The sequence below is a fragment of the Pseudoalteromonas ulvae UL12 genome (assembly GCF_014925405.1).
GTDB classification, from domain to species: domain Bacteria; phylum Pseudomonadota; class Gammaproteobacteria; order Enterobacterales; family Alteromonadaceae; genus Pseudoalteromonas; species Pseudoalteromonas ulvae.
In genome coordinates this window covers 233,991-251,444 of sequence record NZ_AQHJ01000030.1, presented here as the reverse complement: position 1 = coordinate 251,444, position 17,454 = coordinate 233,991, and the positions used below count along the sequence as shown (strand labels likewise).

Genomic DNA, 17,454 nt, shown 5'->3' with positions numbered 1-17,454 from the left:
GTTTTTCATCGAAATTTCATCATAGAACAGAGTCAGGCTTCATACTATAGACTGATGTAAATGGTTGTAAATTAGCTTGAGCGCATAAAAAAGGCCTATCGGTTTGATAGGCCTGTTTGAGTACTTAAATCACAGTATTATTTTTGCTTTCTGCGACGTAACCATGCAAATGGAGCCGCTAGCAATACAAACCAACCTAATGAACCTGAAGATTTTTCGTAAACCTTCGGCGGCTGTGGCAGCTCTGAAGCTTCGTCAGCTAAGTTATTAACATTAACAGTTATCATGGCACTCTCAGATACATTACCACGAGTATCAACAGCGACGACCTCTAGCTCAATTTTAGTCAAGCCAGCATCGTAGTCTAGTTGATCTGGGTTAGCGACATAAACAAAGCCACCAAAGCTATCAATGGTTACTGCTGATGACGTTGAGTTGATCAGGATATATTCAGATACTGGATTAGCCAGCGTTGCATCATAACTTACTTCCAAGTGACCAATGATATGACTTGAACTAGCATTTTCATCAACTGAGAACTCTGCATTCGCTAGAACTGGTGCAGTATTTACATCAGCCATTGGATTGACATTAATTGCTTTTGAGCCTGAATCAGACAACATAGTGAATTTAGCGCCAGATACGAGTAACTCTGCAGACTCACCTGGTGCCAACATTTCAATCTGGTTTCCAGTCGAGTTAACTAGTCCTGCAACTGGTTCTGATATAGCAAACGTATATAGTGCCGTTGCATCATCTACTGAATTAGCAGGGATTGGCGTCCAACTGTATTCTTCAGTACGGAAGCGTACATTTGCTTGAACTTTACCTAACTCTTCCGCAGTTAAACCAAAGCTACTTAAACAGCTTTGCACTGTGACAAAGTTATTACCCACTGTGTGGTAAGCATTACCAATGGCACCACTTGTTGAGCCGTAAGCATGTGTAAACGAAATAGCTGTACCAGGTTCAACATCGTAGAACCATTCTAACTGACCCGCTTGTGCTGTTACATCCCACACTCCATCTTGATCTAAGTCGAAATCAGCCATAAAGCCAGCCACATAAGTGTGAGTTATGCCTTTATCCATCACGAAAGTCGTAAATACTGCATAGCCTGAATCACAGAAAGTCGATGGTACTTCAATTGTCTCTATAGAAGCGCTCACTAAGTCAAAACGAGAGCCATCAATATCATCACTTGCGACAGTAGGCGCAAAGAAAGGTTCAAAATTAACAGCACCGGTATTTGTTAGCATGTGCGCTACACCATTCTCTGTTTTTTCAGGCATAACACTGACTGATGCAGCTGCTTTTGGTAATACATGATAAACAAGATGAAATGCTTTTTCACCACCTTCACTGAAGTTTAATGCACCATCTAGTTCTGATGTTGTTAATAACTCAGTGGCTGCAACACTGCCAACATTGCTTGAATCAAGCATCCATTCAGGTAGTTTAGCTGGATCAATTGTTGCCACTACATCAAATGATACGGTTTGACCTGCAGGTACAGTAACTGAAGCAGGGTAAGTCATACTTAATGCACCACGTTCGACATCATCAGCAAAGCGCTGCTCTAATGATAAGTCATACGTTTTTGCGTCATTAGAGAAATTCTTGATTTCAACCGTTTTGACCATTTCTGTAGTTTCAGAAATGTTCACCAGACCAAAAGACAAAGCAGCCTGTTTTGTATCTTTAGCCCAAGCAGCAACAGGTAACATTGCAGCTTTCTCAACGTCAACTAATCCAGAACCAATATAGCTGATAGGAGCCATTGCTGTATCAGGATTGATTTCTCGAGGTTCCATTGTTACATCAAGGTTAGCAGCATTCATTAATGTTGCTTTTAATTCAAGTGCATTACGCTCAGGTAATGCTTCTTTTAATAGACTCATTGCCCCTGCGGTAATTGGGCCTGAGAAAGAAGTACCTGTTGCACCTGAAAGACCATCTCCTAAACCAGGGTGAGCTGTCATTATATTTACACCAGGAGCAGTAATTTCAGGTTTTAAATAACCATCCATTGAAGGTCCACGTGATGTAAACGATGCAATTGCACCTGCACCATTTTTCAACTCAACTTTAATATTAAACTCTGGATTTTCTGCCTTCAAAGCCATGCCAGCAGCATAATTAACACCAACTGAAGGTATGGTTACAGCATCGCTTGAGCCACCCATAGGGGCCGGTGTACCATCATCAGTGTTATTAGCAATAATAACAAACGCAGCACCTTTAGCTTGAGCAACTAAAACTTTAGTAACAAAAGCACAAGCACCACGGTCGATTACAACGGCTTTACCTGTAAAATCAATGCCGTCTGCAAAGTCTGTACATGCTGTTTGGTTTTCTGAAGGATAAACCACTTCAATTGTGTCATTACTAAACTCAAATGCGACATTGGGACCAAAACTTGCTGGTTGAATTACAGTCTCTTCACCACCAATAGTCCCTGATGATACTTTAGTTTGGTCTGTTGGGTGGGTCATTGCCCCTACTGATAATGCGTTTTCTGTTGTACTTGGACCACCAACAATAAATGGATAAGCACCATCATTACCTGCAGATATAACTAAGTTAGTGCCTAACTTAACAGCTTGGTTAATAAACAACCCAACTGCATCTAATGCTTTGTCACCGTAATCTCCACCTAAAGACATATTGACTACATCAACACGATCTCTGATGTCACCATCGTTATTTGGATCCATTGCATTTTCAAGCGCTAAAATTTGTGCTAAGCCTGAACACCCTGAATTACATACAGAATAAACATATAAATCAACGTCAGGAGCTATACCCGTAACTGAATGAGAAACATGCGTACCATGATTTGTGTTTACATCAATTGGATCCGCATCATAATTAACATAGTCGTAGCCACCCTTTACTTGACCTTGTGGCCAAACAACAGCTGAAGGATCACTAACTGCTTCGGCATAAGCCTCTTCTGTTCCTGCACCGCCAAAAGCAGCATGAGTGTAATCAACGCCAGTATCTAATACTGCTACTTTGACACCAGCCCCCTTAGCTATACCGCCAGCAACTAATGGCGTGGCTTTTACGTAATCAGCGCTATCAGCAACATCAAGTTCAAAATCATAGACAGGATAGATATCGTCAACTTCAGGTAAGGCTAATAGCTGCTCTAATTTATCTTGGTCACCTTTTACAATGATTGAATTGACTAGCTTGCTTGTACGAGCAAGTACCGTCAAGTCAAGATCCATAGACTGAATGGATGTCTCAACTTTAGTTTGCAGTGATGATATTTCAGATAGTGCTACAGATTTGCCACCTAATGATTTTTGTGCAAGAGCATTACCATTTAATTTAACGACCCAGCTTTGAACTTCACGCTTAATTGATGAATCTTTTTTTGAAGCTTGTGCTTGAACTGGCTTTTGATTCTTTTTGTTGTACTGTTCAAATGTTGCAGAACTAACACCTTGAGCTGCCAACATCACACTTGTAACAGCTAAAGCAATAGCTGATTTTTTCATGATTCCCTGAGACATACTTAAACCCCTAAGTAGTTTGTTAATTATATGTAGAATAATTTGCAGGTAGTCACTATATAATCGCCCCCCATCACAAAGCAACAATTTAGAGACAAAAAAACACAATAAAAAAACATTTAATTAACAGGTAAAATCTTACACATAACAAAATCCAGCTAACACACTATTATTTATCAATAATCATGAATTAACCGGCATAAAAAAAGTCCAAAATGATTTTGATCATTTTGGACTTTTTAAACGCCGACTAACACGTGATGCCGACAGATTTACTCAATCATTAAAAAGCTTGGTTTAAGTTTTCTAATTTCTCTAACTTCACCGCTTTCACTAAACCAGAAGCGGCAATTTTTCCTTGAAGCTGCGTAAGGTCAACCTGACTCACAGGCTTCACTATCACAACATCAATATTGAGATCTTTCACAACAGCCAAATTAAACTGCTCTAATAATGCGTTTAGGTTTGACTGATCATCAACACGCACTGCAAAGTTACCAGTTACAACTGCAAATCCACCAGAAATATGATTTTTCATCACATCTCCTGCAAATAATCCCTCTTCATTTGCTGCGCTAGAGCGCGCTGATTTAACGAGTGCGTATTCACCTTGCTGCCCAATCACTTCACTAGGAGTAGCCAAAAACTCAGGGACTGCCTTCATATCCTGTACTTTTTTGTAACCATCAGAGATCTGTTGGCCATCATGTTTAAAGTCACTAGCTTTAAATGTAGGTAAGCTTACATTCGCATGAGCGTGAGTCGTGCGCTTAAACTCAGCAGGCAGTTCTGTTGCCAATGATTGAAATGCAATAACCGACACAGCTAAACCACTCGAAAGAGTGAGTATATTTTTAAATTTCATAATCTTAATTCCTTACTCTACACGACCCGTTACACGAACACCCCAACCTTCGAGAACAGAAGGTGCGTCATTTGGGAATACAACACTTACTTGCTGATTACCATTGCTGTAAACAATTTGCTCAGGGTTAGCAACATCCACTACTTTTACCGTCCACTCACCCTTACTGCTTTCACCATAAAAGGCATGCGATAAAAAGCTTACACTTGGGCTATGTATGTAGCCATTTAAGTAATAATAAGAGCTTGCAATAGCTGGAGTTAAGTTTGCTTGACCTGATGACAAGATGATTGCCTTAGTACCAGAAGGTGAGGTCACTTCAATCGCTAAATCGGTAGCCGCTGATGACTGAATATCACCAGGGATTTGCTCATGGCTATAATCAGAGCGCGTTTGAGGATTTGCAATCGTGAAGCTAAATTGCATTGCCTCTACGGTTAGATCTGCATCAACCACCATTGCATGCGTAGCGCCTTCGACCGAATTATTCGGCACTGTTAATGCTAAAGACTCACCTACCGATACAAACTCAGCTCCAGCTTCACCCACGACAATATCAACAGCTTGACCATTAAAGTACCAATCACTTTGTACTTGTGGTGAAAGGGATGTAAAGTTTTTAGCCATTTTTACAGCTTCGCCTGCATTGACACGACCTAAACCATAAAAGTTATTAAATTTATAACCCGCCGCGTTTTCAACCCAACCTAAGTGCGCCGTAAAATCACCATCAGCAGTCATGCGGATGATTGGGGCATTGTCAGGATCTGTTTGTGATGCTGTTGTCGCTAAAACATGTTTAATATCGCGCGCCGTTAATGCAGGATTCGCTTCCATGACAAGCGCAACAACCCCTGAAGTATTCGGAGCTGCAGAAGACGTCCCGTTCATACTATTGGTATAATTACAGCTTGGGTTAAGTGGATGACCTGGAGCATCAAAAAAGTGATAACTGTATGCAAAACCTGCTGGAGTACCCCAAAATTGGCCGTACAAGCTATCCATGAAACTCAAGAAAGGAAAACCTGATGAACCATTTAAACATGTCATGTTGTCAGTGGTGATCATCGCAGGTTCCCACTTACCATTTTCACCAGCCGGTGCGGTAACAAATAAGCCACTGCCTGATGTAGAATAACTCGTACGCTTACCGTTGGCTTTTAATGCGCCAACAGTGACATGGTTTAAGCTTCTGTTTGATGCTGATACATTCATATCAATACAGCCTAAACCTAATTCATTGGTGCCAGCCGCTTTACAAAAATTACCATCACTGTGACGGCCTGATTCAAAATCATTACCTGAGGCATTGACACTGATTGCCCCTTTACCGTTACGAAGGATTGTCGGCGCATAAGATGTCATCATCTCTTCGATTTGATCATCTGGTAAAAATAACGCTGGGGTATAACCATAGCTGCGGTTAAATAATACTTCTTCGTCTGTGGTGATGCCACTACCAGGAAGACCATTAACCAGTGCTTGTACAGTAAAGTCGCCCTGATTTGTCTTGCTATGAATAAAGTTCATTCCGATTAGTTGCGCATCAGGAGCCACACCGCGCCCCCCTTTTCCGTTCCAGCCTTCAGCAGCAATCAAGCCAGCAACAGCAGTACCATGATCACTGTAATCACCAAATGATTGGTAAATACCATCTTCAGGAACTGGTTTTGTTGGATCCGTTTGATCAAATGCACCTGGATTAAAGTTAAGCGAACGATATGGAACAACGTTATCATCTAGATCTTCATGACGAATTTCTAAACCAGAATCAACCACAACAGCAATTACACCTTGACCAGTTACGCCTTGCTGATACGCTTCAGCAACATTCATATCTGCGCCAACAAGTGTCAGATTTTCATTAAAATAATCCAGACGCGATTGTTTATAGGCAGCAATCTCTTCATCTGTTTCTAAACCGTTCGCTTTAGCATTCGCCTCTAAAAACTCATCACTACGAGCAAAGGCGCGCTGACCAGTATTGCGAAGATGCCATTGTTCATTCGCTAATGGGTCACTCTCAACACCTGAAATATTGATTTTTGCAGAGGCTGATTGGCCATTTGCTGTTACTGTGTAATCAATTGAAGCATCTTCACCAGTTAAAGAAGTGTAGGTAAAGTCACGTCCATCCAAGGCCAATATACCGTGGCTAAAGTGATACACGCCTTCAATAGCGCTAACAGTTTCGCCATTCTCAGCAAAACTAAAGCTAAGTGCATCGCCATTAGAATCAACAGCTTTCAGTGAGTCTTTTACTGGAACCCAATGTTTTAAGTTAGCTAACTCAACATTATTTGCGCGAGGTGGCACATCTTTTATTTCTACTTTTTTGTCGTTATCACCGCCACAACCTGACAGCGTTATCATGATGGCTGCTGACAGTGCAGACATTTTAAATACTGAATGTTTCATAAATTCCCTAAGATTTTATTATTTTGAGCCTGAGCAAGGTACACCGCACGAAACAGACTTACAACACGCTGTTTACAATGGTTTTCAAAATTATCTCATGACAAAAATAATCAACAGACGTAGATCAATTGCAGACCCATTTCAAACAAGGCATAGTGAGATGAGATTAATAAAGGCAGATACCATGACTCCTGACGCGCTAAACATCCTTACAATGGCAAAACTCATCCAAACGGCAGTTGCTCCGGTATTTTTAATTACCGGAGTCGCGGCCACATTGGGTGTTTTATCAAACCGATTAGCCCGGATTACCGACCGAGCTCGTCAACTAGAAAAAAAAGTCCGTACAACCTCAGATGACACTTTAAAAAATCTCTTAACAAAAGAATTAAGAGCGCTTTGGAAACGCGCCCGCTGTATCCATATATCATTTAGCTTGAGTGTACTGAGCGCATTACTCGTCTGTACCGTTGTAATGGCCTTATTTGTGAGCCACTTACTGTCGATGAATTTAAATATAACCATCGGCATTAGCTTTGTCGGGGCCATGCTATTGTTAATTTTTGCGATGCTCTCTTTACTGGTTGAAGTCTTTCTCGCCACTCGCTCAATGCGCAGAGGTATGATATTTACTCATATCGACCTTGATGATTAGGGACTTATATGGACTATAATTTCTGTCATTATGTTAAGGTAATGTATTAAACGCATTTTATTGCAGCCTTTGCATGCTTAGGGTAAAAAGGTTTGTTAAAGTTAATAATAATTAGTTCAGGGGTGAATCAATGAAAAAAACACTTATTTTATTAGGCGCGTTACTGAGCGCTCCCACTATGGCTAACACTGTATTTGAAGAACCAGCTGACGCGATTGAATACCGTCAAGCAGCCTTTTCAATGATCCGTGTTCAGATCAGTGATATGGGTGATATGCTCAAAGGCGCAGTTCCGTTTGATGCAAAACGCTTTCAAATGCGTGCTGATAATGCTGCTGCATTATCAAAAATGCCATGGGAAGCATTTGGTCCAGGTACTGACAAAGGCGAGACCAGCGCATTAGCAGCTGTATGGTCACAAAATGACGAGTTCATGAAAAAAGCGACTGCCTTTCAAGATTATGCAGACAAGCTAGCCGTTGCAGCGCAGTCTGGCGACAAAGCTGCCATTGGTAAAGCTTTTGGCCCATGGGCTAAAGGCTGTAAAGATTGCCATAAAACCTTTAAAGATTAAGTTTTTGTTTTAAAAATAAAAAAAGCGCCTAAGGCGCTTTTTTTATTACCTATTCGTTTAACCGAGTAAAGTTTTAAGCGACTCTAGCCCCCAAGTCGATAATATGATGGCTTCAAGAACCAACCACATCACAAAAGCGACCCATCCCGATTTCATATTAATTGCTTCTTGCTCGCTTGTGACCGCAGTAGTCGTATTCATTTTTCCAGTGATCATCGCCTTGACCAATGGCTTGCCACGTAAACGATAAATAACAATGGCCACAATGTGCAAACCTATCGCAATCAATAATCCATCAAAAATCAACCGATGCAAACTACTCGCAAGCTCCACCCAAGATGAATCAACAACTGAAACCAAAGGACCGTCCGTCAAAATATCATCCGTTGTCATCAACCCACTGACAGCTTGTGCCAAAACCAAAGTAAAAAACAATAACACCATATAACTGCCAGCAGGATTATGACCTATGGTTTGTTTGCCATATTTGATTGACTGCCAGACCGCTTTTGGCCCATGAAATAAATGGCTCAGTTTTGCTGTATCACTGCCTATCAGGCCCCAAATTAATCGTGTCGAGACTAAGGTCAGCACACTGAATCCCGCGATAAAATGAATCGCCATCCACCCTTCTTCACCACTGAAGTAAAGTAAAGCAATTAGACTGACTAACGCCCAATGAAAAAAACGGACAAAGCCATCCCAAACTTTAATCTGTTGTGTGTTATCTGTATTCATATTTCAAATCTTGTAATCAAACCTATTTTTATAGTGCCATGAACAACTGTGATTGCCTATTAAGACGCGATTAACTCGCTGATATTTTCGTCGTATTGCGCAATTTTCTACAAGCTTTGTCGATTCGCTTCGATATACTGAAAGTCAACTAACCAATCGGATGAGGCGCGGATGAGTTCAGAGCAAACACATTTTCACTACCATGCAGATCTCAATGGCTTAGAAGTATTACAAGCAAGTTTTAAGCAGCAAAACTTTTCTCGTCATTGCCATGAAGGCTACACCATTGGTTTGATAGATTGCGGCGCGCAGAAATTTTTCCGTAGTGGTCACGACCATATCGCCCCGAAAAATAGCATCATATTAGTGAATGCCGATCAGGTGCATAATGGTCAAACAGCCACAGAGCATGGCTGGTCTTATCGCGCCATGTACCCAACCCCACAGCACTTTGAACAACTTGCACATCAGCTCAGTGGCACTCGCTGTGGCGCACCCTATTTTAATCAAGCTGTCTTGCAATCTCCTACACTTGCAAGCCAACTTCATATTTTATTAGAAGCGCTCACCGAGCCTAGCAACACCTTACTTAAAGAGAGTTTGTTTCATACCTTTATGGTGCAACTAATGCTTGCCAGTCAACACACGCCTCGTTCACTCAAACAAATGCCTAACAACGCGAATCTCAGTCGTTCAAAACAATTTTTAGATGAATACTGCACACAAGAGATAAGCCTAGAGCGACTGGCCACATTATGTCATTTAAGTCCTTTTCACTTTTTACGTCAGTTTAAAAAGCAGTTTTCACTCACTCCGCACGCATATCAAATTCAGCGGCGCTTACACAAAGCCAAACAGTTACTCAAACTAGGCAGTACAGTAATAGATACCGCACAGGCTTGCGGTTTTCATGACCAAAGCCATTTTCATCGTCACTTTAAAGCCAATCTCGGAGTGACTCCAGGTCGATATAGCCAACTCTTTAAAATACAAAAGGTAAAATGAATGAAAAAAGCACTCTTAAAAGGCTTTTTGGACATGCTGCCGCTCAATTTAGCCGTCATCCCATGGGGAGTCCTCTGCGGATCCTTGGCCATTCAAAATGGTTTCACTGCCGTTGAGACTCAACTGATGTCTTTACTGGTTTTTGCTGGTTCTGCGCAATTAGTTGCCATTGAGTTGATTAGTCAACACACCCCTTTAATGACGATTTTATTTACCACCTTTATTATTAGCTCTCGGCATTTTTTATATGGTTTGAGTATTCGCCATAAAGTTATCGCACAGCCATTGCACTGGCGCCTTCCGATAAGCTTTGTACTTACGGATGAGCTTTTTGCGTTATCACACCATCCAAAAGCCTATCAAACAAAAACTCGATTAATTTACGCCCTCAGTGCAGGGTTTAGTTTTTATATCTGTTGGAATCTTTGGACTTTTCTTGGCATTGTCGCAGGCTCATTATTACCTGATCTCACCAATATGGGGCTCGACTTCGCCATTGCGACCACTTTCATCGCCTTGGTGATACCAGGAATTAAAAGCTGGCCGATTTTTGTTACTGTATGCAGCGCTGGGGCTGCTGCAGCATGGTTTAAAGCCCTAGGGTTCGAACTCTGGTTAGTTGGGGCAGCTTTACTGGGCATGAGTGCAGGTTATGGTTGCGAGCGATTAATTAAAAAATATAAGGCGGTATCATGCTCACAACTATCCTCTTAATGGCCTGTGTCACTTTTGTTAGTCGATATTTATTTTTACACCGCGCTCTCCCTTTTACAGTAGGACAAAAACTACAACAGTTTTTAAGCTACAGCGCGCCTGCGGTGCTGACCGCAATTTGGGTGCCGATTGTGTTATTAGAAGATGGGGCGTTAAACCTTACTTGGCATAATCCTTATATTCCAGCAGCAATAGTCGCCATTGCCGTGGCAGCCAAAACAAATAATATTTACTACACATCACTGGCTGGATTAGCAGTCTTCTTTTTATTACGCTAAGAGCTTAATTACTTCGTTGCACAAAAAAGCCCAAATGCAGCTGCTTTTGGGCTTGTTAATCTTGATGCTGTTATTTACAAACTCGCAAGTAAAACAGCTTTGCTTTTGGCAAGCGTCACATCTTGATGCTCACCTAAAGCTGTCATGCCATGGCGCTCAAGTTGCGCAACAATAGTATCGGCAACTTCAGCTCCTAGTTGATAATCACTGAAACGAGTTGGCATTTCAACACTATGGAAAAACGCTTCGGTTTTTAATATTGCTTGATCTATCACGCTATCAATATCAGATTGTTCGTCTGATTTTGGTGTTAACTGCCATACACGCTGCGCATACTGCAATAATTTACCTTGTTTGACTTGGCGTTGCTCAGCCAGCATTCTAGGTAAAACAATGGCTAATGTCTGAGCATGATCTAGTCCATATACCGCAGTAATTTCATGACCCAACATATGTGTAGACCAATCTTGTGGTACACCCGCACCAATTAAGCCATTTAATGCCATTGTTGCTGCCCACATCACATTGGCGCGCACATCATAATTTTGCGGCTCACTGAATACCTTTGGACCTTCTTCAATTAAGGTCAATAACAACCCTTCTGCAAACCTATCTTGTACCTTCGCATTCACATCGTAAGTCAAATACTGCTCAACAGTGTGAACGAATGCATCCACAATGCCGTTAGTTAGTTGACGCTGAGGCAATGAAAAAGTCACATTTGGATCGAGTACAGCAAATTTTGGCTGCACAAATGGGCTAGCAAAAGGCAATTTATCGTTTGTATCTAGGTTTGATACCACACTAAAAGTATTCGATTCTGAACCAGTTGCCGGTAGCGTTAAAACAACACCTAAAGGCAGTGCCGCTTTGATTTCGGCGCCTTTTGCTAAAATATCCCATGGCTCACCATCAAATAACGCAGCTGCGGCAATAAACTTACTACCATCAATCACTGAGCCACCACCAACAGCTAAAACATAATCAAGCTGATGTTCTTTAATTAACGCCACCGCCTTCATTGTGGTTTGATAGCTAGGATTTGGCTCAATCCCTGAGAACTCTTGCCAAGTATGATCTTTCAATGCCGCAACAACCTGATCATACACACCATTAGATTTAATGCTGCCACCACCATAAGTCATTAATACTTTCGCGTCTTTCGGAATTTCATCAGTTACCTGTGCAATTTGCTCGGCACCAAAGTGAATTTGCGTACTATTTACAAAACTAAAATTTAACATGGCCATCCTCAGGATTTAACGGTATTGATATTTTCAAAAATCAAATTGTAGCTGGCAATCACAAAATGATAAGACGTAATTATGCGAATCAGTTTTGCACAGCTGCAACAATAAATGCGTTACACTACATATATCGCACTTTCATCAATAATAAAGATTAGGTTATGTGGCAAGGTATTGAAGAATTTTTCCATGTCGTCGAACAAGGCAGCTTCACATTAGCAGCCAAACATATGGATGTGTCAACGTCACACATTAGCAGACAAATTAGCCAGCTCGAACAACGGCTTGGCACTGAATTAATCAAACGCACCACCCGCACAATTCATCTCACCGACGCTGGTCGCCAATATGTCACAAAACTTAAGGCCATTCGCCAAGAGTTGCTTGATGCCAATGCGCTATTGCAAGGGGATCAACAATCACCCATTGGGCATATTCGTATCACAGGTGCAGGAGAGTTTGTGGCTCGCACCGTGGCACCTTTATTAGCCGAGTTTATAAAACGCTACCCACAAGTCAGCATCGAGATGGACTTTAGTAACCGCAATGTCAATTTAATTGAAGAAGGATTCGATCTTGCTATTCGCTTTGGTCGTATGCAAGATTCTAACTTAATCGCCAGACCACTTACGCAACGAGCCATGACGCTTGTTGCAAGCCCTGAGTACCTAGCCTCTTATGAGGCACCGACTCATCCCAAGCAACTCAAAGATCATAATTGTCTCATCGCTATCGGTAATCGCTGGCGGTTTAAAATCGACAACAAAATCGAGGAAGTGAAGGTACAAGGGAATTGGCGCAGTAACCATGGTGATGCCTTGATGCATGCATGTTTAGCTGGCTTAGGCATCGCGCACCTTGCACAAGACTTAGTTGCTGATTATCTGCAAGCTGGCAAGCTTTGCTCATTGCTAAATGAATATCAAGTCACCGATAACGCGACTTGGTTAGTGTATCCACGTAAAGATCTAATGCCCCATCGCATTCGATTATTGATAGAATTCTTGACTGAACATTTTAGCCAAGTTAGATAAACACCATTAAAATCAAATAAAAAGAAAGAAGATGACAAACATTTATCAATTTAAAAGCACCAGCCTACAAGGCGCACCTATCGATTTTTCGGCCTATCAAGGAAAAGTTGTACTGATAGTCAATACAGCCAGTCAATGTGGACTGACACCTCAATACGAAGGGTTAGAAACCTTGTATCAGCAATATAAAGATCAAGGACTGGTAATACTCGGCTTCCCATGCAATCAATTTCGCCAACAGGAGCCTGGAAGCGCAGAAGAAATAGCCCAAGGTTGTTTGATTAATTATGGCGTTAGCTTTCCTGTAATGGAAAAAGTGGATGTAAATGGCGAACACACCGACCCTATTTTCAGTTACCTAAAAAACGCGTTACCGGGGACTTTCGGGAAATGGATTAAGTGGAACTTTACGAAGTTTTTAATTGCAAGAGACGGGCAGCCGTTAAAACGCTATGCACCCACAACGACACCACAAAAAATAGAACAAGATATTAAACAAGCACTCGCACAAACAAGCCTCAATTAAGCATACGAAAAAGGGGCTTTACAAGCCCCTTCTCATCAAATTCTAGTCATTTAAATAACTGTCGAAATCATCGTCACCGAGATTCTTTCTTAAGCGCTTTTGCTCTAAGTAATCATCGATTTTGCGTTTTACTTTACGCTTTTGATTGTCGTTTTGTGCCTTGTTGCTTGGCTCAAAATCATCATCGCTATCGAAAGCGTCATCAAAATCGTCATAAGAATACGTTTTACCCACACCTATCTCCAAAAACAGGAATTTATACAGTTAACTTCTAAGTTGAATAAATAGCGCCAAATTAAAATTTAGCAAAGAAAAATATTTTTATCGTGTTGATGAAAATATCAAATCGAAATAGTTAAATTCATCATTTTAACTAAAAAGTAGTCAATTACATCACTCAATCTAAACACTCAATATCAGCTAAAAAACATAACAACATGAAAAATAATAAAAAATTATTTTGGCATTGATATTGAAAAGATAACGTCAACAAAGCAGCCAAACGAACAAACAACAGGAAACGCAATGATGAAATCAATTATTTTACTCAGCTCAGCTTTAATGGTCGGACCCGCAATGGCGCACTCAAATGTTGATGGCCTTACCGTATCGTCTGAATCATGCAATATCGATATCCAACAAACACTGAAAATCTCTCCCAATATACTTGAGATTGAAAACAACGATCATCAAGTCATGCAAATTGACCAGCAAGGTCGTTTATTCATTAATCAGCAAGAAGTCGATGTCACATCCGCTCAACAAACAATGCTGATGCAATATGCCGATGGCTTACGGGCAAACATGCCACAAGTCGCCGAAATTGCTTTAGAAGGGGTAAAGATCGCAGGTATCGCACTTGATGAAGTTGGCACCGCATTTGGCTTACACAACACAGATAGCATGACTCGCTTGATGGATGAAGTCTCTGTCAAAATTAATGAAAGCTTTTATCAAGATGGGTCGTTTGTCATAGATCAAAGCAACTTTACCAATATTGAAAATCACTTTGATGAGCAATTTGATCAAGAAATTGAGCGTGCGATGGAAGAAGCCGTAATGAATTCAATTGGTAGCTTACTCGTCTCTCTCGGCTCTGAGTTACTAGGTGCTGGCGGAAATATGGAAGAATTCGAAAACCGCATGACACGTATGGGTGAGCAAATTGAACTTAAAGTTGAAGCGCAAGCACATCAACTTGAAGCGCGTGCCGATGCACTTTGTGGCTCGATAGAGCAACTCGCGCAGACCGAAAAAACACTGCAACAAAGCTTACCTATCTTAAAAGGGTATGATTTATTCGCTGCCAACCACCACTAAAAAACGGTACTCAACAGCAAGTCTTGTCAGTCATCAGCAAGCAGCATTCGGCCACATTAAGTGGCCGATTGTTTTTTCATTTGCAGCGATGCGGCAAGCTCCCCCAGTTTTATTAACGCGCGCTCAACCTCGTCGCGCCATGGCAAACCGTAACTTAAACGAACGCAGCGCTGATACTTATTGCTCGCAGAAAACATGCTGCCAGGTGTAATACTAATATTATACATTAAGGCAAGATGAAACAGCGCAGTTGCATCAATCCCCGCAGGGAACTCCACCCACAGCACACATCCTCCTTGCGGATCGCTCACGCAAGTTCCTGCCGGAAAATGCTGCAATACAAAGTGGATCATCCGCTCTTTATTTGAACGTAAAATTTGCCGCAATTTGACCAAATTCCGATCGTAATCTCCGCTTGCTAAAAATTCAGACAGCGCCCACTGATTCAATAATGGTGAAGAGCAGCTAAATGCGCGCTTTAAACCTAACGCTTTTTGCGCATAACGACCAGCGATTAACCAACCGATACGATAACTCGGGGCCGCTGTTTTAGAAAAAGAAGCACACGAAATCACCAATCCTTTTTTGCTGTAATATTGCGCGGGTTTGCCTCGTGGGCCATTAAAATACAAGTCACCGTAGACATCATCTTCAATGAGAACCACATCATGAGATTCAAGCAACGCCACTAAATCAGCGCGGTTTTGTTCTGGCATCAATGATCCGACAGGATTATTCAATGCGGTTGAAAAAACACAAGCCGTGATCGTGTGTTGTTGTAGTGCGTTACTTAAATCTTCAAGCCAAATACCTTTTTCGCTACAAATTGGAATCTCAATGGCTTTAAGGCCCAAATTTTCAATCAGCTCAATGATGCCAAAATAGGTCGGTGACTCAATAGCAATCACATCACCGGGTTTTGCAACACATTGCAAAGCAATCGCTAATGCTTCTTGCGCGCCATTTGTGATGATTAACTCATCAAAATCGACCCCGATACCGACATCTAAATATCGATAAATAAGCTGCTTTTTTAACGGGGCAAACCCATCCATGGCACCATAATTGATACCTTGATGACCAGACATTGTCATCACCCTGCGCATAGTACGTGCTAATGCTTTATCGGTCGAACGGGCGGCAATCGGGTTGGCAATACCAAAAGGGATCACACCTTTACGATGTATAGCTTCATACACTTGTTCAATGAGTGATTGTTTGTTGACCGCTATCGGTTGTGATGAAAGGCGACGACGTTTGGGTTTATCATACTGTGAATCCATCGCTTTTAAGAAATAACCTGATTTCGACTTTGCTTCTATCAGTCCTTGTTGCTCTAACTCTAAATAAGCTTGTTTAACAGTAGGAATACTGACATTTAATTTCGCTGCCATATTTCGTAGCGAAGGCAATTTCTGCCCCGCTTGCAAAGTATTTTGTGCTTTCATCTCACGAATGAGCTGTGCTACTTGCTGATATAAGAATTCTGTTTTTTCACGATTAACAATAGTCGACATAAGCGCAAATCTGTATAGGTTACATTTTCATTTATCTGTATATGTTAACTATACACAGAAACGTTAAACTTCCCACCATCTCCCCTAAAAAAGACTAATTACGCTATGAAAACGACTTTGCTCTACCTGGTGACTGTGCTGATTTGGGGCTCAACTTGGTTTGCGATTGAGTTCCAACTTGGTGATGTTGCTGTTGAAGTGTCATTATTCTACCGATTTGCACTCGCTGCGGCATTGATGTGGATCTTTTGCACAATCAAAAAACTCCCCATGCGTTACCCTGTTAAACAACATGGTTTTTTTATCCTGCTGGCAGTGTTTAACTTTGGTGCAAACTATTTAATCTTGTACTGGGCACAGGCTTATTTGACCTCAGCCATGACGTCTATTGCATTTTCACTGCTGCTATTGATGAACATCATTAATACACGAATCTTTTTTGGTAAGCCCATTGCACTGCGTATTTATCTGGGTGCGTGTCTGGGTGTAATCGGGATCATTGTACTGTTTTGGGCTGATCTGGCTGATTTAACGTTTTCAAATGGTGCGGTGATTGGTTTACTTTTATCACTGGCCGGCACATTCGCCGCTTCTATTGGCAATATGATTAGTGTTCGCAATTCCCATGCACAGATCCCTGTTTTGCAAGGCAATGCATGGGGCATGTTGTACAGTGCGGTTTTATTATTGATTTATATAAACCTCACTGGTGCCCAAATGTCGATATCGACCACCCCGAGCTACCTGATTTCACTTATTTACTTGTCTGTATTTGGCACTGTCATTGCGTTTGGCTGCTACTTTGCATTACTCAAAGAAATTGGGCCTGAAAAAGCCAGTTATGTGATTGTGTTATTTCCATTGGTCGCAGTGGTGTTAAGTACATACTTTGAAGGATTTATTTGGACTAACAATACGATTCTTGGTTTCAGCTGTGTGTTATTAGGCAATGCCATAGTGCTGACACCGGTTCAAAAGCTCAAGGCGCTGTTCGGCTCATCCCCAGTGAGTGTTGTAAAAGCGCACTAACCAAAAGGGC

General features: G+C 41.4%; 16 protein-coding genes. 9 read left to right on the top strand and 7 right to left on the bottom strand.

Going from position 1 to position 17,454, the window contains the following annotated elements; genetic code table 11:
• Positions 1-137 precede the first annotated feature (137 nt).
• From PULV_RS14695 to PULV_RS14685, 3 genes are all read right to left on the bottom strand, one after another.
• Entirely contained in the window at positions 138-3,524 is a 3,387-nt protein-coding gene (locus tag PULV_RS14695; RefSeq protein ID WP_086745650.1) for a S8 family serine peptidase, read from the bottom strand.
• 283 nt (positions 3,525-3,807) lie between these two features.
• A complete protein-coding gene (locus PULV_RS14690; RefSeq protein WP_086745651.1) occupies positions 3,808-4,389 on the bottom strand; it encodes a hypothetical protein in 582 nt (193 codons plus the stop codon).
• A 12-nt stretch (positions 4,390-4,401) separates the two neighbouring features.
• On the bottom strand, positions 4,402-6,807 hold the full coding sequence (locus tag PULV_RS14685) for a S8 family serine peptidase (protein WP_193332126.1): 2,406 nt from the start codon (positions 6,805-6,807) through the stop codon (positions 4,402-4,404).
• A gap of 184 nt (positions 6,808-6,991) precedes the next feature.
• Between PULV_RS14685 and PULV_RS14680 the strand changes: the two genes are divergently transcribed.
• Together PULV_RS14680 and PULV_RS14675 are read left to right on the top strand one after the other, a co-directional pair.
• Complete coding sequence (locus PULV_RS14680; RefSeq protein WP_086745843.1) at positions 6,992-7,462, top strand: DUF2721 domain-containing protein; 471 nt, start codon at positions 6,992-6,994, stop codon at positions 7,460-7,462.
• 130 nt (positions 7,463-7,592) lie between these two features.
• On the top strand, positions 7,593-8,036 hold the full coding sequence (locus tag PULV_RS14675; protein ID WP_086745653.1) for a c-type cytochrome: 444 nt from the start codon (positions 7,593-7,595) through the stop codon (positions 8,034-8,036).
• A 57-nt stretch (positions 8,037-8,093) separates the two neighbouring features.
• Here PULV_RS14675 and PULV_RS14670 read toward each other — a convergent pair whose 3' ends face one another.
• Positions 8,094-8,774 (bottom strand): cytochrome b/b6 domain-containing protein, encoded by a 681-nt coding sequence (locus tag PULV_RS14670; protein WP_193332125.1) that lies wholly within the window; start codon positions 8,772-8,774, stop codon positions 8,094-8,096.
• 171 nt (positions 8,775-8,945) lie between these two features.
• On the opposite strand from PULV_RS14670, the gene PULV_RS14665 reads away from it, so the two are divergent.
• From PULV_RS14665 to PULV_RS14655, 3 genes are read left to right on the top strand one after another with little or no spacing between them, the layout of a single operon-like run.
• On the top strand, positions 8,946-9,779 hold the full coding sequence (locus PULV_RS14665) for an AraC family transcriptional regulator (RefSeq protein ID WP_086745655.1): 834 nt from the start codon (positions 8,946-8,948) through the stop codon (positions 9,777-9,779).
• Positions 9,780-10,493: an AzlC family ABC transporter permease gene (locus PULV_RS14660; protein ID WP_193332124.1), complete on the top strand. Its 714-nt coding sequence runs from the start codon at positions 9,780-9,782 to the stop codon at positions 10,491-10,493.
• Positions 10,472-10,771 (top strand): AzlD domain-containing protein, encoded by a 300-nt coding sequence (locus PULV_RS14655; protein ID WP_193332123.1) that lies wholly within the window; start codon positions 10,472-10,474, stop codon positions 10,769-10,771. The genes PULV_RS14660 and PULV_RS14655 overlap by 22 nt, the downstream gene beginning before the upstream one ends.
• A gap of 74 nt (positions 10,772-10,845) precedes the next feature.
• Here PULV_RS14655 and PULV_RS14650 read toward each other — a convergent pair whose 3' ends face one another.
• Entirely contained in the window at positions 10,846-12,015 is a 1,170-nt protein-coding gene (locus tag PULV_RS14650) for an iron-containing alcohol dehydrogenase (RefSeq protein ID WP_193332122.1), read from the bottom strand.
• Between the two features lie 164 nt (positions 12,016-12,179).
• Between PULV_RS14650 and PULV_RS14645 the strand changes: the two genes are divergently transcribed.
• Entirely contained in the window at positions 12,180-13,052 is an 873-nt protein-coding gene (locus tag PULV_RS14645) for a LysR family transcriptional regulator (protein WP_193332121.1), read from the top strand.
• A gap of 31 nt (positions 13,053-13,083) precedes the next feature.
• Positions 13,084-13,578 (top strand): glutathione peroxidase, encoded by a 495-nt coding sequence (locus PULV_RS14640; RefSeq protein ID WP_086745660.1) that lies wholly within the window; start codon positions 13,084-13,086, stop codon positions 13,576-13,578.
• 42 nt (positions 13,579-13,620) lie between these two features.
• On the opposite strand, the gene PULV_RS14635 is transcribed toward PULV_RS14640, so the two are convergent.
• Positions 13,621-13,812, bottom strand: coding sequence for a PA3496 family putative envelope integrity protein (locus tag PULV_RS14635; RefSeq protein ID WP_176365240.1), 192 nt, complete (start codon positions 13,810-13,812; stop codon positions 13,621-13,623).
• A 291-nt stretch (positions 13,813-14,103) separates the two neighbouring features.
• Between PULV_RS14635 and PULV_RS14630 the strand changes: the two genes are divergently transcribed.
• Positions 14,104-14,898, top strand: a complete 795-nt coding sequence (locus PULV_RS14630) for a YggN family protein (RefSeq protein WP_227009412.1) — start codon at positions 14,104-14,106, stop codon at positions 14,896-14,898.
• 56 nt (positions 14,899-14,954) lie between these two features.
• Here PULV_RS14630 and PULV_RS14625 read toward each other — a convergent pair whose 3' ends face one another.
• The gene (locus PULV_RS14625; protein WP_193332120.1) at positions 14,955-16,415 is read right to left on the bottom strand and encodes an aminotransferase-like domain-containing protein; all 1,461 of its coding nucleotides are present in this window, start codon (positions 16,413-16,415) and stop codon (positions 14,955-14,957) included.
• Positions 16,416-16,520: 105 nt separating this feature from the next.
• Between PULV_RS14625 and PULV_RS14620 the strand changes: the two genes are divergently transcribed.
• A complete protein-coding gene (locus PULV_RS14620) occupies positions 16,521-17,444 on the top strand; it encodes a DMT family transporter (protein ID WP_086745663.1) in 924 nt (307 codons plus the stop codon).
• Positions 17,445-17,454: the final 10 nt, after the last annotated feature.